A 17,967-nucleotide genomic window follows, 5' to 3' on the forward strand; every position below is an offset into this window, starting at 1 on the left:
TTTAAAGCTTTTAACTTCGGAACGAAACGGACAATATCCGAGGGTTCCGAAATTTTTATTTTATGTAACGTGCCGTCGTAGCTCAGCGGTAGAGCAACGCACTCGTAATGCGTAGGTCGGAGGTTCGATTCCTCTCGACGGCACCATCAAGGCCACATGATAATTCATATGGCGGTCGTGGCGAAGTGGTTAACGCATCGGATTGTGGCTCCGACATTCGAGGGTTCGATTCCCTTCGATCGCCCCATAGTCATTGGGGATTAGCCAAGCGGTAAGGCAACGGACTTTGACTCCGTCATGCCTAGGTTCGAATCCTAGATCCCCAGTATTTTTAGCACGAGCCATTAGCTCAGTTGGTAGAGCACCTGACTTTTAATCAGGGTGTCGTAGGTTCGAGTCCTACATGGCTCATCTTCTTACAAAATAAATTGAGCGGAAGTGGCTCAGGGGTAGAGCATCGCCTTGCCAAGGCGAGGGTCGCGGGTTCGAATCCCGTCTTCCGCTTCATCGCAACTTTTGCTTATGAAGATTGACAATTGCTCTTTTTACTTTTAATCTAAAATTAGTTTGCGGAAGTGGCTCAGGGGTAGAGCATCGCCTTGCCAAGGCGAGGGTCGCGGGTTCGAATCCCGTCTTCCGCTCCATTTATGACATGCCGGTATGGCGGAATTGGCAGACGCGCGCGACTCAAAATCGTGAGGGAAACCGTGGGGGTTCAAGTCCCTCTACCGGCATTTATAACGGGACGTAGCTCAGCTTGGTAGAGCACCTGGTTTGGGACCAGGGGGTCGCATGTTCGAATCGTGTCGTCCCGACCATTCAATATTTTAATGCGGGTGTAGTTCAATGGTAGAACTCCAGCCTTCCAAGCTGGTAGCGTGGGTTCGATTCCCATCACCCGCTCCATATGTAAGTTCCAGTAGCTCAGCTGGATAGAGCAACGGCCTTCTAAGCCGTCGGTCGGGGGTTCGAATCCCTCCTGGGACGTCATATTTGAAATTAAAGAGGTCTGGAAACAGGCCTTTTTTTGTTGTATTCTTTTGGCTATAGACGATCCCGCTTATAGAGGGTGCCACTTTCCATGCAGTGCTCTAAATTATATATCGGGCGGGAGCACGTAGGATAAGCTTTCGCAGTTCAATCTCTGGGAATCATGGCATTTACGGAAAAGTTCTGATACAATGGGTTAAAGCTCCTTTCGAGGGGCTTATTTTTTTAAGGAGGAAGGCATATGAGTCCTATGGCAGTACAAAGGCTGAACTCGCAAAGGATGAGAACGTATATAGGGGGGGATATCTACTATGAACCCTAGTTTCGGACGTGGCGCCCGTACCCAATTAATTAACCAATTGCTTTATTTTGACGAACAAAGCAGTGCGTTTCTTGATGACTTTTGCCCGCAGCAAGGCAAGGACCGAGCAAAACTCGAGAAGTTCATCGAACAATACACGGCAGTTCTGGAACGTTTATTGGCGCAAGATGAAGTGCAGTTTATGCAGTCCTTATATTCCAAAGTGCTGATCGGCAGCAGCGTAAAAGTGAAGTATGAGGATGACGGTCTAGAGGAAACGTTTACGATTGTATTCCCAACGTTGACTGCGCCTGATAAAAACTATGTTTCATTCTTATCCCCTATGGGGCGGCAGTTGCTCTTAGCTACGTCGGGTGCGGTACAAACGATTGAAATTCCTGCCGGCAGCTTTGCTGTAACGATCGAAGAAGTGAAATACGCTTACTCCGGCGAATTTACGAAGACAGGCTAAGCAACATCGAAAAAACATCAGGCTCACAAAAGGACAGCTCCTTTCGATGATAGGGGCTGTTCTTCTACATTAAACAATCCATCGGGAGAGCCCGAAGCTATACAAATTGTCTACAAAATTTAGCGTTCCGGTTACATTTTGGACCCGGCTATAGCAGTTTGCAGCAGTATGACTTATAATAAAAGGAATGAGCAATCCGATTAGAACGTAAGCTCGGATACGCTTAAAACGTTTAAATGGGGTGTTAGAGATGAATTTGTTTGATTTGACCGGAAAAGTGGCTTTAGTAACCGGAGGAGCCGTAGGTCTTGGTGCGGGTATTTCCTTAGGCTTGGCCAAGGCAGGCGCAGACGTCGTTATCGTGACAAGCAACGACCGTTCGCGTGAGGTTGAGCAGCAAATCCAAGCGATGGGCCGTAAGGCACACACCATCATAGCGGATCTGATGGATGAAAGCGTATTGAAGAGCGTGGTAGACGAGGCGTTGTCCGTATTTGGGAAAATCGATATTTTGGTTAACAATGCCGGGATTATTCGGCGTACGCCGGCTGCCGATCACGCGGCGCAGGACTGGCATGATGTGTTGAATTTGAACTTAAACTCTGTTTTTTTCCTGTCACAGCTTGTTGGGCGTGAAATGATTAAACAAGGGTCGGGTAAAATTATAAATATTGCATCAATGTTAAGTTTTCAAGGCGGGATTAATGTGCCGGGCTATACGGCTTCCAAGCATGCGATTGCCGGAGTAACTAAAGCGCTTGCGAACGAGTGGGCCAGCAAAGGCATTCAAGTGAACGCTATCGCTCCGGGGTACATGGCTACCGACAATACGGCAGCGCTTCGTGCGGATGAAGAGCGAAGCTCGCAAATTCTGGTGCGTATTCCAGCCGGGCGCTGGGGAACTTCGGAAGATATGCAAGGACCGATCATATTCCTCGCGTCACAGGCTTCAGACTACATGAGCGGCCACGTGCTTTGCGTGGATGGGGGATGGATGACGAGATAATGATGGAGAACGGACGAGCGGAGCAGCAGCAGATGTTTCAGCCGGAAATCATTACATTCGGGGAATCGATGGCATTGATGATGCCGGAAGGAAGCAAAGGAATCGAATATTCGTCCCGCTTCCAAGGGCTGTTCGGGGGTGCGGAAAGCAACGTAGCGATCGGGGTATCCCGTCTGGGCCACAGAGCAGGCTGGTTCAGCCGCCTTGGGAAAGATCCGCTAGGCCGCATGATCATGAAAAAAATCCGCGGCGAGGGCGTGGACGTCTCTCGTGTGGAGCTGACAACCGAAGCGCCGACCGGCTTAATGCTCCGCGAGGTGGTATCCGGGAAAACATCGGTTTATTATTACCGCAAAGGCTCGGCAGCCAGCACACTGAAGCCGGAGCATTTAGACGAGCAATATATTAAGCAGGCCAAATATTTGCATGTAACGGGGATTACGACAGCGCTCAGTCCGACCTGCCGGGAAACGGTCAGGGAAGCGATGAAGCTGGCCCGCAAGCATGGCGTGAAGGTCTGTTTTGATCCGAACTTGAGGCTGAAGCTGTGGTCACTGGAAGAAGCGCGAGAGGTGCTGCTGGAATTGGCCCAAGAAGCGGATTATTTCCTCCCGGGACTGGATGAGTTGAAGCTGCTGTATCAAACGGACAGTTTCGACGAAATTGTAAGCCGGCTTAGCCAGCTTAAGGCGGTATCGATCGTCAAGGGCGGCGAAGACGTAACGTATATCGTCGAGCAAGGACGCGTAAGCTCGGTGCCGTATTTTAAAGCGGAGCAAGTCGTGGATACGGTCGGGGCAGGAGACGGTTTTTGCGCGGGCTTTTTCGTCGGGTTGCTCAAGGGCTATAGTTTGGAAGAAGCGGTCCGCCTCGGTAACCTGATCGGCTGTATGGTGGTACAGATGGAGGGAGACTGGGAAGGCATTCCGACTTGGGAGCAAGTGGAGGCGTTTCTTAACAACGTAAAGCATGTCGAGAGGTAGTATCCGATGCAACGAGTCCATGCACTACTAATTTCATATTAGGAACGGATGAGGGAATATGAAAAAAATCAAGCTTTTGCAGCAGTTGACCAATGAAGGCGTGGTAGCGGTTCTGCGCGGAGAAACGCCGGAAGAAGTCGTCGAAATGGCGGAACAGGCGATTGCCGGTGGGATCAAAGTTATCGAAGTGACAATGACGGTGCCGTTCGCACTGCAGGCAATTGAGAAGCTTGCCAAGAAATATACAAGCTCCACGCAGGACCCGTCCAAATATGCGATTATTGGCGTAGGGACGGTATTGGACCCGGAAACAGCGCGGGCGGGCATTCTAAGCGGAGCGGAATTCGTGGTCGGTCCGGCGTTAAATCCGCATACCGTTACGTTGTGCAACCGGTACCGCGTACCTGTGATGCCTGGCGTCATGACGATTCAAGAGATTCAACGGGCATTGGAGCTCGGCGTAGACATCGTGAAGCTGTTCCCGGGCAATCTGTACTCGCCATCCACGATCAAAGCGATCAAAGGGCCGCTTCCGCAAGCCAACGTTATGCCGACCGGCGGTGTCTCCTTGGACAATCTCGCCGATTGGATCAAGGCGGGCGCAGTGGCTGTCGGTATCGGTTCCGATCTGACAACGGAAGCCGTCAAAACGGGCAACTACAGTCTGGTAGCCCAAAAAGCCACGCAATATATCGAAGCTTACCGGGCGGCGAAAGGCTAAGTTGTCCATTATCTATAGTAATATCAAAGAAGCAGCGTAACCCAAACGTTCGTTCGGGTTACGCTGCTTCTTTCTTTGATGAGGATCTTACGAATGGTTGCTTCTTATCAAGTTTATTCGGTAGCTACCGATTGATCGGCTTGCAGACCGACCGGTGCGATCCGAACGAAGCTCGTTTGCAGGTTGTTCAGCAAATGCTCCACTTTCGCCGCGGCTTCCGGCTGTCCGGACTTCACGAGCTCTTCATGGTAAGTGCCGAGCAGTTCGCTCAAGTCTTTCATACTTTGTACGCCGACCGGTTCGATTTTGACCTTGGCGCCTTTGGCTACCCGGCGTTCGATGGCGGCTTGATCTAGACCCATCTCCGGTACGAGGCGTTGGTAAATGACGCCGCCCGTCATCCCTGCGCAAATCCAAGGACCCGGATCGCCGAGCACAACAGCGCGGCCGTTGGTCATGTATTCAAAGGCGAAGCCTTTCAAGTTCGCGCGGGCTGCGATGCCGCCGAGCTCGTCTTGAATCGGAGCCGTAATTTCGCCGCCGAATACGACGTCTGCGCCGGAGAACCGGATGCAAGCGCGGGTATCGGCATTGCCTTGAATCAGGAATAAGCCTTTTTGCGCGCCGTAGCCGAACGATTTGCCCACGGAACCATTGATGAATTGCTTATGCTTGCTTGGTGCTTTCAGGATCGCGACTTTACCGCCGAGCGACATTTTGCCGACGCCGTCTTCCGCACCGCCGTGAACCGTGATATTTACGCCGCGGGCATTGAAAGCAGCCAACCCGTTACCCGGCACGGAACCTTCGGTCATGGTGATGCTTACCGGAGGCAGCGCATCGTAGCTGCCATCGAAACGGTCTCTTACGCGGTGGCTTGCATAGCGGCTGCCAAGGATACGGGATTCCGCATCGACTTTGGACCAAGTACGCTCCACCGGCACATCGAACGAAACGGCATCCGGGAAAAATTGCTGGCCTTCTGCTCCTGCTGCAATGCGAATATCCGAGGATACCGCGGCTGCAACTTCCTCCAAAGCTTCTTGTGCTGCCGCCAAGGACAGCGGAGCCGGACGGAGCAGGTCGGACAGATCGATTTTCTCAAGATGACTTACTTGCTGCAGCAGGTCGGAACGACCAACGAGATCTTGCAGGTTTGCAAAGCCGAGCTGAGCGACGATGTCCCGCACTTCACGGCCGATTCCGCCAAACAAACGAACAAGCGATTCAACAGCCGTATCATAGACACGAGGGACGAAGCGGCGAAGACCTTTTTCTTCGGCTTCTTCCATCGAGTCGATTTGCGTTGCGATTCCGACGTGACATGTATCCAGGTGACAGCCGCGGCACGTCGTACAGCCGATGGACTGCATTGCGATGGAGCCGAAGCCGATGCGGTTCGCGCCGAGCATGACCATTTTCACAACGTCAGCACCGGATTTCATGCCGCCGTCGGACCAAAGCTCCACTTTGTGGCGCAATCCGGCTTCGATCAGCGCGATGTGCGCCAGCTTCGTACCGATTTCGGTCGGCAGACCGACGTGCGTGATGGAGTGAATCCGAGCTGCACCCGTGCCGCCGTCAAAACCGGACAACGTGATCACATCCGCGCCTGCTTTGGCAACGCCGACTGCAATCGTGCCGATACCAGGAACGACCGGAACTTTGACGATGATTTTCGCCTTGCGTCCGCTCGCTTCCTTCAACTCGGAAATGATTTGCGCCAAGTCCTCGATCGAATAAATGTCATGGTTGTTGGACGGTGATATCAGGTCGGAGCCGATGGTCGCGTTCCGTGCCAATGCGATCTTCGCCGTTACTTTCGAGCCCGGCAGGTGACCGCCTTCGCCCGGTTTTGCGCCTTGCCCGATCTTGATTTCCAAGAAGGCAACAGCGTTAGCCAGCTCGACGTTAACGCCGAAGCGTCCAGATGCAACTTGGGCGCCGCGGGTTCGCTTGTAGCGGCCGAGCATGTCTTTGATCTCGCCGCCTTCGCCGTTCATCGTCACCATGTTCAGACGCTCGCCGGCTTCGGCGTAAGCACGAAATGCCGTCTCGTTCTGCGATCCGAAGGACATGGATGAAATGAGCATTGGCAGATCATGGCCGCCGATACCAATCTCGACTTGGGAAGGGTCGAGCGGCTTACGGCCTTCGGCGTGCGCTTTCGCATAATTGAAATCCGCAACGTGACGGATGGAAATACCGTTTTTCTTTTCCTCTTCGCGCAGCTTGTCGCGATAGTCTTCGTACGGAGCCGCTCCGGAAGCCGCATCGCCGAGCGCTTTCCACATTCGTTGGAAGAAGCGGAAGTTGCGGGCTGCTTTTGCTTTCGGATTGGCAAAGTCGTCGTAACGGGCTTCGGCATCGGCTTCAAGCTCGGCAAAGCCGGTTCCGGCTTTATCGCTGCCCAGGTAGTTTACAATATCCAGCACGTCGGCGAGCTCCGGCTTCAAGCCAATCGACGAGAAGAAGCGGGTGTAACCGCGAAGCTCATGCGTCCCGATCGTGGAAATGACTTTCTCCAAGCCTTTCATCAACGCGGTGAACACCTTGCGTGCCGCCGGTGCGCCGTCCTTTGCCGCTGCCGTAGCAAACAAGATGTAAGGGGACAACACATCTGCGCCCAAGCCGCAAGCAACGGCCATATCGTGCAGGTTGCGGATAGCCGCGCTGCGCAGCACGATCGTCGTTTGACGGCGCAGGTTGTTGCCGTAACCGAGCTTCACTTCGCGAAGCGCGATATCGACTTTGGATACGGCCAGATGCGGGTCCATCCACAGCCGGTCGTTCTGATGCGCCTCGCTATCGTCCAGCACAAGCAGCATAGCGCCTTTGCGCACAGCTTGCACGGCGTCCGCCGCAAGCTGCTCCAGGGCATCCTTCAGCGAAGTGCCGCGGGCGAACGTTGTCGACAACGTGGTAACGGCATCGCCGTTTTGCGCACCGAACATCGCAACAAGCTGCTCATAGCTTGGCTGTTTCAATTCAGCTAAAGAATCGATACCGTTGCTGCCCTCCAACACGACGGGATAGAGCAGCTCTACCCGCAGCCGGTCATCCGGCTGGCTGTACACGGCCGGGCGAGGCCCTACGACAACGCGGGTGGAGAAGTGCTCCATTTCGCGGTCACGGTCGATCGCCGGGTTGGTAACAACTGCAACGCTTTCTTTGATGAAATCCGGAATATTCTGACGCTCCCAGTTCAACGCGGCATGCGGGCTGTCGTGGCCGAGCGAGCGAATCGGCTCTGCGCCGGTTTCGGCGGTCGTTTCGATCATTTGGATGCCGTCGCGGTCCCATCCGAACGAGCTGTAGAGCGCATCCGTCGGCGTGACATCGGCGGAAGGCGCCGCTTCGACGGCCGGAATTTCATTGTTCAAGTGCTTGCGCTGTCCTTCGAGTCCAAGACGGCTTTGCACGCGCTCCAGCACGGAGGATTGCACCAGATGATAAGGAATCACCTGTACATGCTCGCCCGGTGTCAGCACGACGCCAACTTTTTCGCCCGGTGCAATCGGTTTCGGATCTGCGACCATCTCGCCGACCGTAATGACGCCTTGCTCCGAAGAGAAATACAGGGACGTTTCGCTTTCCACCATCCATACCGGACGCAGACCAAGCGCGTCGACGCTGAAAATGCACTCGTTGCCGTAACGGGAAACGATCCCTGCCGGTCCTTGCGCGTAATGGCCCCAAGCTTGGCGGAAATAGACGTACATGTCCTGCAGTTCCGGACGGAAAAGTTTCATCTCATTAAGAATCGGAGGGAAAACGACTTCCATCGCTTCGAACAGGCTGAGGCCGAAACGGTGAATGAATGTTTCGATGGTGCGGTTCATGTCCTGGGAGTCGCTGCCGCCGTCAACGAGGGGCACGCCGACCATGTCGGCTTCGATCCGCATCTTTTTCACCGTATTGATCTCGCCGTTATGGCCAAGCAGCGAGAACGGCTGCACGCGGAAGAAGCTGGATTGAGTGTTCGTGGAGTATCGGTTGTGTCCGATAGTAACCTGCGCTGCGAACAGCGGGTCGCGGGTGTCATTGAAGTACTTCGGCAAAATGCTGGCGGCGCCCATTACTTTATAAGCGGCCGTGACGTTGCTGAGGGTGGCGACGTGTACGTTGTATTTGGCTTCGATCGCCACATGAAGTTCAAACAGATGGTCGGAGACTTTCACTTCCTGCTTGTCACAGAGACCCGCGATTTGCCAGAAGGTCGGTTCGTCGTTGCGTCCGTTCGGACCGAGCACGCTGCTGTCCACCTGATTTTCCTGCTCCAAGAGGATGCTGACCTGGAACTGGGAGAACAGCTCGCGGATGCCTTTTTGCATATCGGGAGCGGAGATGTCCAGCTTGCGCGGCACGAAAATGTGCGCAACGGAGAAGCGCTCGTCATGAGCAAGCTTGCCGTCGAGTCCGGCGTCGGTCAGCTTTTTCTCCCACAGGGCGCGCGGAATGTCGGTCAGGATGCCGCAGCCGTCGCCTTCCCCGTTAATGAAACCCGAACGATGCTCCATTTTCACGAGGGCGTCGATCGTCTTTTGAATGTTGTCGCGGGACGGAAATCCGTCTTTTTCAATAATACAGATGATACCGCAGCTATCATGTTCGGTGGCCAATAAATTCTGAAAGCGGCCTTCATTGCGCATAACTTGATTCATTCTCGTGGTCAGCAGGCTGACCGTCACCTCCCATTAAAATTAGTTGCGGGTTCGTCCTGAAAAGAAGGCTTTGTTCATGTGAAGCAAGAAAGCGGAAAGAGTCAACGAATCATTGCAATGAATAAAAATACATTTATTCTGCATAATTCACTTGATTTTCGGTTTCTCGATTCAGCAGAAGCTGTGCGGAAGCGGGTGATAAAAGGGACAACGCCCCAACCGTCCAAACGCACAGCTTCATAGTTAACATGGCAAAAACCTTACATTTAGCCGAATTCACTTGGTTTTAAAGTATTTATAGAATATCACGAAATTTCATGTGAGACAATAGAACATTGAAGGGAAATGTTAATTGTAAGCGCTGTCTATTTTGCATAACTGGTGAATAAAGGCAATTTCGGAGCGGAATGATGAGGGTTGATAAAAAACGAACGAACTATTACCTTTGTCCGATAATAGTTCGTAATTTGGGTGATAAATGGAATTTATTGCCGATCTATCAGTTAAGCGTTCATTCGGGCGAATGCGCGATTTGCCGCTTCAATCGTATAAGCGACATCCTCATCCGTATGAGCCGTGGTCAAGAACCAGGCTTCATATTTGGAAGGAGCCAGGCAAATGCCGTCCTCCAGCATATAGCGGAAAAAGGCTGCAAACTGCTCGCCGTCGGTATTTTGCGCCTCGTCGTAGTTTGTCACCGGATGGTCGCAAAAGTGTGTCGACAGCGCGCCGCGGATGCGGTTTACGGTTAGAGCGATACCGTGCTTGCGAGCCCCTTCGGCAAGGCCTGCTTCCAGCATGGCGCCCAGCCGGTCCAGCCGCTCGTAGGTGCCGGGCTCTTGCAGCGCCTCCAAGCATGCGATCCCCGCGGAAATCGATGCCGGATTGCCGGCCATGGTGCCGGCTTGGTAGGCCGGTCCGAGCGGCGCAACCTGCGCCATGATCTCTGCGCGGCCGCCGTAAGCGCCAATCGGCAGTCCGCCGCCGATGATTTTACCAAGGGCCGTCAGATCGGGCTCGATGGCTGCGTAGTCGGTGCCTTCGGGCAAACCGGCGAAGGTGGAGGCTGCGCCGTAATGGAAGCGGAACGCGGTGATCACCTCGTCGTAGATGACAAGGGAGCCGTTCCGGCGGGCGGCGGAGCATAGTCCTTCCAGGAAGCCAGGCTTCGGCATGACCATGCCGAAGTTACCGACAATGGGCTCGACCATGACCGCGGCCACGTCGCTGCCCCAACGCTCCAGCGCAGCTTCCAGCGCGGCGAGGTCGTTGAACGGCACGGTGATGACCTCGTGCGCGATGCTGACCGGAATGCCGGCGCTGTCCGGTATGCCGAGGGTGGACGGGCCGGAGCCGGCGGCAACGAGCACCAGGTCCGAATGGCCGTGGTAGCAGCCGGCGAATTTGATGATTTTGTTCCGGCCGGTATAGGCGCGGGCTACCCGGATCGTCGTCATTACGGCCTCAGTGCCGGAGTTGACGAAGCGGACCTTGTCAAGCGACGGAATCGCTTCTTTCAGCATGCGGGCGAATCGGATTTCCAGTTCCGTCGGCGTACCGTACAATGTGCCGTTCTCCGCGGCACGGACGATGGCGGAGGTCACATGAGGATGCGCGTGGCCGAGAATGATCGGACCGTAGGCGGCCAAATAGTCGATGTAACGGTTGTCGTCTTCGTCCCAGAAATACGCTCCTTGTCCCCGTTTCATGAAAACGGGCGCTCCGCCGCCCACGGCTTTGAAGGAGCGGGAAGGGCTGTTGACCCCGCCGACGATATGCTCAAGCGCCTCCGTATAAAGCGCTGCGGAGCGTGTGCGGGGCTTGGCTTCGGATGCGTTAAACGCAAATGGATTGCTCATGAGGATTCAAGTCCTTTCCATCTATGTATATTTACATTATAAAGGATTACGTTCCTGCAGTGAATTTTTCTCCGGATCGGATCGGATCGGATCGGTCGGCGCCTCATTCTGTGGGAATGTGAAGAAGCGAGCCTTTAAGTGCCGTTACCGCTTGACCATGGATGTGGAGACGGTCATCGACCAGCGCCAGTCTAAGAACACCTGTTCGTGCAGACGATTGAATGGCCGTCATCCGATCTTTTCCCAGCTTATCCTGCCAGTAAGGCGCCAGCGCGCAATGGGCCGATCCGGTAACCGGATCTTCGTCGATTCCCAGCGCCGGGAAGAAGCAGCGGGAGGCGAAGTCGTACCGTTCATCCTGCGAACGGGCTGTAATCAGCACGCCGCGGACACCAAGCTCCGCCATGACGGTAAAATTGGGCTTGAGCTCCCGCACGGCTTCCTCCGAGTCCAGTTCGACCAGCAAGTCCAGCCCGTTGGTTCCGACAAAACGGGGCACGGCCCCGCCCAGGGCATCGGCCAATCGGTCTGGCGCGTCCGTTTCGGTGATCCGCTCAACGGGAAAATCGAGCCGGATCCAACCGTCCTCACTTTGAGATGCCGTCAACTGACCGCTAAGCGTGTGAAAGGTCAAAGCCTGTTTGCGGTCTGCCCGCTCGGTCTCCCACAAGTAGTGTGCACTGGCCAGTGTAGCATGGCCGCACAAATCCACCTCAACCGTCGGTGTAAACCAGCGAAGCCGGTAGCTGCCGTCCTCTTGGGGGGAGAGAAACGCCGTTTCCGACAAGTTCATCTCCATCGCAACCTGCTGAAGCCATGGGTCGGAAGGATAGCGCTCTAGCAAACACACCGCCGCAGGGTTGCCGCGAAACGGCTTATCCGCAAAGGCGTCAATAACATGCATTTCGATCATAATGACAGTTCTCCTTTCAGGTCAAAAGCGGGAAGCCCCAGGCCTCCCGCTCGCGTATGTTTCCTAGCTGCTATTGTTTTTTTGCCGGTACGGTGCCAGTCGTGCTTTTATTGCCACCTTCCTTGCCGGTAGGAGCCAGAGGGTCCCGGCCTTCGAACAGTGCCTTAATGTAATCCTGCAGCTTGGTGCGGTTTACGCTGAGGACTTCGGCGCCGCCGACCCGTTTTTCAATCAGCAGCTCGGAAGGCGGGATTTGCTGGCTGACCATCCCCTCGGTTTTGGCCTCGAAGGCGAGCGAGCCGAGCTTCAGCATGTCGGTCGTCGTCAAGTTCGTTTCGAGGTAAGGATCGATGCTGTTCAATATTTTCGGCAGTCGGATCAGAGAGCCGGTCGTCTGCATTTTTTGCGCGACGGCCTGCAAAAATTTACGCTGCCGCTCGGTGCGGGAAAAGTCGCTCATCGCATCGTGACGGAACCGGACGTACTGCAGCGCCATTTTTCCGTCGAGATGCTGCATGCCCTTCTTCAGATCGATATCGTACTCATGGCCGTCTTCCGAATCGCGGTACTTCATATCCTTCTCGACTTCGAGATCGATACCGCCGATGGCGTCCGTCAGCGCGATGAAGCCCTTGAAATCGGTATAAAAAAAATATTGAATCGGAATACCGAGCAGGTCGCTAACCGTGCGCATGGCCAGATTCGGCCCGCCGACGGCAAGTGCCGTATTGATGCGGTCCTCGCCATGCCCCGGAATTTTCACGTAGGTGTCGCGCAAAATGGAAAATAAGTACGCTTTCTTCGTCACCGGATCGATGGAGGCGACCATAATCGAATCGGAACGCGGTACTTCGTTCTTTTTGAGCCCCCGGGAGTCGCCGCCGAGAATGAGCACGTTCACCCGTGAGTTCCCCTCCCATTTGGGCGGAGTGTAGCTGTCCGACATGTTGAGCTGCTTCGGGGTAAGCCCGCCGAATTTGGTCGTTTCGGGATGACTTTGAATGTTATTGGCAAATTGAACGAATGAATATGTAAAATAGCCGATTCCTGCAAGCAACAGCAGCAGCAGCGAAATGAAAAACCATTTTATCGTGCGGACCATGGGAATTCGGTTCCCTCCTCTGGTTGCGTTCGCTTTTCCTGATCGTAAGGTTGGTGTATCATAACGGGTATAGGTTTTGACAATGCCGCAGGAACATGCATACGTTAGGACAGGAAACTATTTCATTATTATAAAAGGTTTCAATCCGCGCCTGCAAGCTTCGGCATATTTTGACAGGAGGACCTACATCTATGAATCTCGCCATCGATGTGCATCGGCTGAGAAAAGAATTTAAAGTGCAGAAAAACCGGGAAGGCTTGAAAGGCGCCGTGCGCGACCTGTTCAGGAGAGAGTATAACCAAGTCGCCGCGGTGAAAGACATCAGCTTCCAAATTCCGCAGGGCGAGATATGCGGCTACATCGGCGAGAACGGAGCGGGCAAATCGACCACGATTAAAATGCTGACCGGCATTCTCGTTCCCACCTCCGGCGATATTCGCGTAGGCGGCTTCATTCCTTATAAAGAGAGGGAGAAATTCGTCCGGAACATCGGCGTCGTGTTCGGCCAGCGCAGCCAGCTTTGGTGGGATATCGGCGTGATCGAATCGTTCCAGCTGCTCAAGAAAGTGTACCGCGTCCCGGATGCGGAATACCGCAGCCGGATGGACGAGCTCGTGGAGCGACTCCAGCTTGGCGAGTTGTTGAACCGGCCTGTTCGCAAGCTGAGTCTGGGCCAGCGGATGCGCTGCGAGCTTGCGGCATCGCTTATTCACAATCCGGAAATTTTGTTTCTGGACGAGCCTACGATCGGTCTGGATATTATGGTCAAGACGGAAATCCGCGAGTTTCTGAAATCCATGAACAAACGGTACGGCACGACCATTCTGCTGACAACCCACGATCTGCAGGACATTGAAGCGCTGTGTTCCCGGGTCATTATGCTTGACGACGGACGGATCATCTACGACGGAGGACTTGAGGAGCTGAAAGAACGCTGGGGCAAAGGCAAGGAAGTCATTCTCCGTTTCTCGGAGCTAGTATCCTTACCACGTTTGCGCGAGCTGACCGCAGGACTGCAAGTAGACTGGTCGCTCGACAACGAACTGACGGCCAAAGTATGGATTCCGCAGCAGGCGGCAAGCGTCTCCGAGGTGCTCAGCCGGGTTGTCGGCATAACGACGATTGAGGACATTAAAATCCTTGAAACGAATACGGACGACATCGTGCGGGAAATTTACAAATCCGGATCGGCGGAAGCGAAAAAGGAGCTGCGCGAAGAACAGGAAGTGACGCTGCATGTTTAGCGCTTATCTGGACATTATCCGCATCCGCTTCCTGATGATGCTCGCTTACCGGGTCAATTATTACAGCGGGATTATTATTTATGCCCTTAATATTGGGGCGTATTATTTTCTGTGGAAGGCGATTTACGGGACGAAAGAGCTGCTCGGCGGGATGACCGTGACCCAGATGACGACTTATGTGGCTATATCGTGGATGGCGCGGGCGTTTTATTTTAACAATCTGGACCGGGAAATTGCGAATGAGATCAAAGACGGCAGCGTCGCAATCCAGTTCATCCGCCCGTACAATTACATCGTCGTCAAAATGATGCAGGGTCTTGGCGAAGGCTTGTTCCGCTTCTTTCTATTTTCCGTGCCGGGCATGGTGATCGTCTCGTTCTTGTTTCCGGTGCAGCTGCCGTCAGATCCGCTGACCTGGCTTATTTTTCTCGCCATGCTGTTTTTCAGCTTCCTGATCAATACGCAGATCAATATTATTACCGGCCTGTTTGCTTTTTTCCTTGAAAACAACGAAGGCATGATGCGGATGAAGCGGGTAACCGTCGATTTGTTCTCCGGCCTGGTCGTGCCAATGTCGTTCTTCCCGGGCTGGGCGCAAGAGCTGATGAATCTGCTGCCGTTTCCGGCGATCACGTACTTGCCTGGCTCCGTCTTTACCGGCAAGGTCGCCGGTAGCGCCGTTTACAACGTATTTGCCATCCAAATCGTCTGGTTCGTGCTGTTGATTGTGCCGCTCTATGTATTGTGGCGGAGCGCGCGGACGCGGCTGTTCGTACAGGGAGGGTGATGGCGCATGTTCTATGCTAGCCTGTTTGTCAATTATTTGAAAAATTACATGAAAACGCGGCTCACCTACCGTTCCGATTTCTGGATTGAGGTGCTGTCCGATCTGTTATTTAACGGGCTGAATTTATTTTTCATTCTCGTCGTGTTCCAGCATACCGCGGCGATCGGCGAATGGAACGAGCAGCAGATTTTGTTTATTTATGGCTATTTTATGGTGCCTTACGGCTTGTTTATTACGTTTTTTAACTTATGGGGATTCACCGAGCGGTACATCGTCAAAGGCGAAATGGACCGGATCTTGACCCGTCCGGCACATAATCTGATACAGCTGATGCTGGAAAATATGGATCCGTCCTCGCTGTTCAGCGCGCTGGTCGGTCTGATCATCATGTTCTATTCCTGGACACAGCTTGATCTCGGGCTGATGTGGTACGATCCGCTCATTCTAATTGTGCTGGTGCTCGGTTCGATCATGATTTACGGGGGCGTGTACATTTTCTTTACATCGTTGTCGTTTTTCTCGGATTCGCCTACTGGCATTTTGCCACTGCTGTGGAACCTGCAAAACTACGGGCGGTACCCGATGACGATCTACAACCGTCTTCTTAACATCATGCTGACATGGGTGCTGCCGTTTGGCTTTGTCGGTTTTTATCCCGCTGCCTATTTCCTGGACCGGGCGAATTGGGGGACGTTTGCCTTGCTTACCCCGGTAGTCGGGCTCGTCTTCCTCACCTTCGGGCTGACGGTATGGAATTATGGGGTGAAGCGGTACCGCGGAGCGGGCTCGTAGAGGGCGGAGCATTTGTAACAAGTAACATATTGGGATCGTGAGGAGCTGCCGACAGGCAAGCTCCTCTTTTGCGTACCGGGAACAGCGCCGTGGAGAAGGTTACCATTAGTAGCCTTTGTGCCCGCCTTTGACCCATTCGTCTCTCTCGGAATAGGAGTAAACGTGCTGCGGGCAAGGGACGCAATGATGGCGATTGACGATTTCGACGGGATGAACGACCTGAACGATCTGAGGGTGGAAAAAATCCCGGTAGATCCGGACGGGCGGATCGTAAACGGTCTTGGTCGGACATGGAGAATAGCAATCGTAATCGTGCATATAAGCGGCTCCTTTCGAGTTGGATTTATTTTATAGTATGCGACAAACGTCTAGTGGACTGGGCCAATCCCCAGTTGGGCAAAATTTAGAAAAATCAAGTCTCTTTGTTTTAAGATTTTTTTAAGCTTTATTTCATTTTCCTTTAAGCTTGGCGTAACGTTGAGTTCATATTTCGCTCCTATACTAACAATAAATCCCTTACCACGAACTGGTTCGTTCAAAAAATGTACATACTTGATGATTTCGAGCGAGTTGACAGGGAGGTTTATCCAGTGGTATGATACAAATCATAGGGAGTTGAACATATGTTCAAAACGTTTGTTCAAAACGAATGTTCAAGCGTATGTTCGAAATAAAAAAAAGGATAGGGTGGAGAGAATTATGAAAAAATGGACAGGTAAAGTTATGGCAGGTACGGTAGCAGCAGCAGTATTGTTTGGCGGAATCGGCGGTTTGGCAACAGCTCCTAAGGCGTTTGCGGATGACGATATTACGTACACGGTCGTTCCGGATGCTTCCATTCCTTTGCACAAACGTGTAGATGTCGGTTTGACTTCGGTTATTGTTCAGGCATCCGGTATTATTAATATGAACGTGGACGATTTCAAAGCAGAGCTCAAAAAAGGAAAATCGATCAGTGAGCTGGCCCGTACAAGCGGAGTCGAACGTTCGGATTTGATTAGCAGATTGGTTAATCCGGCGCTTGAAAGAGTAGATAATGCATTAAGCCAAAATAGAATTACTGAAGAAGAAGCGACGCAATTGAAGAAAGAAGTTACAGAAAAGTTTTCCGAAGCAATCGATAAATCAGGTTATCAAGATAAATTCAGTGGCAAGTATTCCAAAAAGCTTAAGCTGAAAACTCAAGTCGATGAAGAATCCGTAGCTAAAGTGCTTGGCATTACCCAAAATGAATTGGATGAGGCGTTCAGCAGCGGCAAAACGATTGCCGATATCGCGAAAGAAAAAGGCCTCAACGAAGATCAAGTCATTGCCGGCCTGAAGGATCAATTGAACGATTCCCTGAAAGCATTCATCAATAAGAAGTAAGAGCTTCCGAACACCTAAGAAAGCCGTCCTTTTATGAGGGCGGCTTTTTCATGTTCCTGAGAGCAGATCAGGTTGTTTTGCGGCGGAGGAGTTTCGTATAATGCTTGTACAAAGAAAAAATTTACAATATGGATGCGAGGAGAGGAAATCACTATGCCGCAGCTTCAACCCGGACAACCTGTTCCAGATTTTACTCTGACGGCTGGAAACGGGGAAACCGTAACGCTATCGCAGTTTCGGGGCAAATACGTCGTTCTGTATTTCTACCCTAAGGATATGACGCCTACATGCACGGAGGAGTCCTGTCAATTCCGTGATTACAACGCACAGTTCGAGAACTTGAACACCGAGGTGATCGGGATTAGCCCAGACGACCTGAAGTCCCATGGGAAGTTCGCCGCCAAATACGAGCTGCCGTTCCTGCTGCTCTCCGACCTTGAACACGAGGTGTGCGAGTTGTTCGGCGTTTGGCAGCTGAAAAAGATGTACGGACGTGAATATATGGGCGTGGTGCGCTCGACATTTGTTATCGATCCGCAAGGCAAGCTTGTCCGTGAATGGCGCGGCGTTCGGATCAAGGGACATGTCGAACAGGTGCTGGAAGCCGTCAAGGAGGCTCAAGCAGGAGTAAAGACCTCATAGTAGCCGTTCATCTAAAGGCCGGGAGCAACGTAAAGCAGCCCCGGCTTTTAAATTTGCATCAAGTTTGGTAGAAGCAGGAATGCATACTGGGGTTGGCGAAAACAACCCTTAGCAATAAATTTC

14 protein-coding genes and 10 tRNA genes are annotated in these 17,967 nt (G+C 52.9%); 19 read left to right on the forward strand and 5 right to left on the reverse strand.

Annotation, left to right across the window (positions count from 1 at the left end):
* Window positions 1-71: 71 nt before the first annotated feature.
* From QMG93_RS29270 to QMG93_RS29335, 14 genes are all read left to right on the forward strand, one after another.
* Window positions 72-146: transfer RNA gene (locus QMG93_RS29270), tRNA-Thr, on the forward strand.
* A 25-nt stretch (window positions 147-171) separates the two neighbouring features.
* Window positions 172-247: transfer RNA gene (locus tag QMG93_RS29275), tRNA-His, on the forward strand.
* A 7-nt stretch (window positions 248-254) separates the two neighbouring features.
* Window positions 255-326: transfer RNA gene (locus QMG93_RS29280), tRNA-Gln, on the forward strand.
* Between the two features lie 12 nt (window positions 327-338).
* Window positions 339-411, forward strand: a tRNA-Lys gene (locus QMG93_RS29285).
* 21 nt (window positions 412-432) lie between these two features.
* Window positions 433-504, forward strand: a tRNA-Gly gene (locus QMG93_RS29290).
* A gap of 65 nt (window positions 505-569) precedes the next feature.
* Window positions 570-644: transfer RNA gene (locus QMG93_RS29295), tRNA-Gly, on the forward strand.
* A 10-nt stretch (window positions 645-654) separates the two neighbouring features.
* A tRNA-Leu gene (locus QMG93_RS29300) sits at window positions 655-734 on the forward strand.
* Between the two features lie 7 nt (window positions 735-741).
* Window positions 742-818, forward strand: a tRNA-Pro gene (locus tag QMG93_RS29305).
* Window positions 819-832: 14 nt separating this feature from the next.
* Window positions 833-906 (forward strand) — tRNA-Gly (locus QMG93_RS29310).
* Between the two features lie 7 nt (window positions 907-913).
* Window positions 914-987, forward strand: a tRNA-Arg gene (locus QMG93_RS29315).
* Window positions 988-1,301: 314 nt separating this feature from the next.
* Entirely contained in the window at window positions 1,302-1,763 is a 462-nt protein-coding gene (locus QMG93_RS29320) for a GreA/GreB family elongation factor (protein WP_216798283.1), read from the forward strand.
* A gap of 250 nt (window positions 1,764-2,013) precedes the next feature.
* On the forward strand, window positions 2,014-2,769 hold the full coding sequence (kduD, locus tag QMG93_RS29325) for a 2-dehydro-3-deoxy-D-gluconate 5-dehydrogenase KduD (protein WP_281942858.1): 756 nt from the start codon (window positions 2,014-2,016) through the stop codon (window positions 2,767-2,769).
* Window positions 2,754-3,752 carry a sugar kinase gene (locus QMG93_RS29330; RefSeq protein WP_413789358.1) on the forward strand — a complete coding sequence of 333 codons (999 nt, stop codon included), beginning with the start codon at window positions 2,754-2,756 and terminating at the stop codon, window positions 3,750-3,752. Before kduD ends, QMG93_RS29330 begins: the two co-directional genes overlap by 16 nt.
* Before the next feature lie 58 nt (window positions 3,753-3,810).
* Entirely contained in the window at window positions 3,811-4,473 is a 663-nt protein-coding gene (locus QMG93_RS29335; protein WP_281942859.1) for a bifunctional 2-keto-4-hydroxyglutarate aldolase/2-keto-3-deoxy-6-phosphogluconate aldolase, read from the forward strand.
* Between the two features lie 113 nt (window positions 4,474-4,586).
* Here the strand turns inward: QMG93_RS29335 and QMG93_RS29340 are convergent, their stop codons facing one another.
* From QMG93_RS29340 to QMG93_RS29355, 4 genes are all read right to left on the reverse strand, one after another.
* Window positions 4,587-9,125 (reverse strand): glutamate synthase-related protein, encoded by a 4,539-nt coding sequence (locus QMG93_RS29340; RefSeq protein WP_281942860.1) that lies wholly within the window; start codon window positions 9,123-9,125, stop codon window positions 4,587-4,589.
* Between the two features lie 515 nt (window positions 9,126-9,640).
* Window positions 9,641-10,996 carry a glutamate-1-semialdehyde 2,1-aminomutase gene (locus tag QMG93_RS29345; protein WP_281942861.1) on the reverse strand — a complete coding sequence of 452 codons (1,356 nt, stop codon included), beginning with the start codon at window positions 10,994-10,996 and terminating at the stop codon, window positions 9,641-9,643.
* Between the two features lie 103 nt (window positions 10,997-11,099).
* Entirely contained in the window at window positions 11,100-11,909 is an 810-nt protein-coding gene (locus QMG93_RS29350; protein ID WP_127463227.1) for a PhzF family phenazine biosynthesis protein, read from the reverse strand.
* Window positions 11,910-11,979: 70 nt separating this feature from the next.
* On the reverse strand, window positions 11,980-13,011 hold the full coding sequence (locus QMG93_RS29355) for an LCP family protein (RefSeq protein WP_281942862.1): 1,032 nt from the start codon (window positions 13,009-13,011) through the stop codon (window positions 11,980-11,982).
* A 191-nt stretch (window positions 13,012-13,202) separates the two neighbouring features.
* Here QMG93_RS29355 and QMG93_RS29360 point away from each other — a divergent pair, with 191 nt between their 5' ends.
* From QMG93_RS29360 to QMG93_RS29370, 3 genes are read left to right on the forward strand one after another with little or no spacing between them, the layout of a single operon-like run.
* The gene (locus QMG93_RS29360) at window positions 13,203-14,255 is read left to right on the forward strand and encodes an ATP-binding cassette domain-containing protein (protein WP_281942864.1); all 1,053 of its coding nucleotides are present in this window, start codon (window positions 13,203-13,205) and stop codon (window positions 14,253-14,255) included.
* Window positions 14,248-15,042: an ABC transporter permease gene (locus tag QMG93_RS29365; protein WP_281942865.1), complete on the forward strand. Its 795-nt coding sequence runs from the start codon at window positions 14,248-14,250 to the stop codon at window positions 15,040-15,042. The genes QMG93_RS29360 and QMG93_RS29365 overlap by 8 nt, the downstream gene beginning before the upstream one ends.
* A 6-nt stretch (window positions 15,043-15,048) precedes the next feature.
* On the forward strand, window positions 15,049-15,834 hold the full coding sequence (locus QMG93_RS29370) for an ABC transporter permease (protein ID WP_281942868.1): 786 nt from the start codon (window positions 15,049-15,051) through the stop codon (window positions 15,832-15,834).
* Window positions 15,835-15,939: 105 nt separating this feature from the next.
* Here the strand turns inward: QMG93_RS29370 and QMG93_RS29375 are convergent, their stop codons facing one another.
* Window positions 15,940-16,152 carry a hypothetical protein gene (locus QMG93_RS29375; protein ID WP_216798292.1) on the reverse strand — a complete coding sequence of 71 codons (213 nt, stop codon included), beginning with the start codon at window positions 16,150-16,152 and terminating at the stop codon, window positions 15,940-15,942.
* 381 nt (window positions 16,153-16,533) lie between these two features.
* On the opposite strand from QMG93_RS29375, the gene QMG93_RS29380 reads away from it, so the two are divergent.
* Window positions 16,534-17,202, forward strand: a complete 669-nt coding sequence (locus tag QMG93_RS29380) for a hypothetical protein (protein ID WP_281942871.1) — start codon at window positions 16,534-16,536, stop codon at window positions 17,200-17,202.
* A 153-nt stretch (window positions 17,203-17,355) separates the two neighbouring features.
* Window positions 17,356-17,844, forward strand: a complete 489-nt coding sequence (gene bcp / locus QMG93_RS29385; protein ID WP_281942872.1) for a thioredoxin-dependent thiol peroxidase — start codon at window positions 17,356-17,358, stop codon at window positions 17,842-17,844.
* Window positions 17,845-17,967 lie beyond the last annotated feature (123 nt).

The organism is Paenibacillus tyrphae, assembly GCF_027925525.1.
GTDB classification, from domain to species: domain Bacteria; phylum Bacillota; class Bacilli; order Paenibacillales; family NBRC-103111; genus Paenibacillus_G; species Paenibacillus_G tyrfis_B.

Bases quoted from the DNA above. Each gene is read 5' to 3' on its own strand.
- QMG93_RS29320 (WP_216798283.1), top strand. From the start codon at position 1,302: ATGAACCCTAGTTTCGGACGTGGCGCCCGTACCCAATTAATTAACCAA.
- kduD (WP_281942858.1), top strand. From the start codon at position 2,014: ATGAATTTGTTTGATTTGACCGGAAAAGTGGCTTTAGTAACCGGAGGA.
- QMG93_RS29330 (WP_413789358.1), top strand. From the start codon at position 2,754: ATGGATGACGAGATAATGATGGAGAACGGACGAGCGGAGCAGCAGCAG.
- QMG93_RS29335 (WP_281942859.1), top strand. From the start codon at position 3,811: ATGAAAAAAATCAAGCTTTTGCAGCAGTTGACCAATGAAGGCGTGGTA.
- QMG93_RS29340 (WP_281942860.1), bottom strand. From the start codon at position 9,125: ATGCGCAATGAAGGCCGCTTTCAGAATTTATTGGCCACCGAACATGAT.
- QMG93_RS29345 (WP_281942861.1), bottom strand. From the start codon at position 10,996: ATGAGCAATCCATTTGCGTTTAACGCATCCGAAGCCAAGCCCCGCACA.
- QMG93_RS29350 (WP_127463227.1), bottom strand. From the start codon at position 11,909: ATGATCGAAATGCATGTTATTGACGCCTTTGCGGATAAGCCGTTTCGC.
- QMG93_RS29355 (WP_281942862.1), bottom strand. From the start codon at position 13,011: ATGGTCCGCACGATAAAATGGTTTTTCATTTCGCTGCTGCTGCTGTTG.
- QMG93_RS29360 (WP_281942864.1), top strand. From the start codon at position 13,203: ATGAATCTCGCCATCGATGTGCATCGGCTGAGAAAAGAATTTAAAGTG.
- QMG93_RS29365 (WP_281942865.1), top strand. From the start codon at position 14,248: ATGTTTAGCGCTTATCTGGACATTATCCGCATCCGCTTCCTGATGATG.
- QMG93_RS29370 (WP_281942868.1), top strand. From the start codon at position 15,049: ATGTTCTATGCTAGCCTGTTTGTCAATTATTTGAAAAATTACATGAAA.
- QMG93_RS29375 (WP_216798292.1), bottom strand. From the start codon at position 16,152: ATGCACGATTACGATTGCTATTCTCCATGTCCGACCAAGACCGTTTAC.
- QMG93_RS29380 (WP_281942871.1), top strand. From the start codon at position 16,534: ATGAAAAAATGGACAGGTAAAGTTATGGCAGGTACGGTAGCAGCAGCA.
- bcp (WP_281942872.1), top strand. From the start codon at position 17,356: ATGCCGCAGCTTCAACCCGGACAACCTGTTCCAGATTTTACTCTGACG.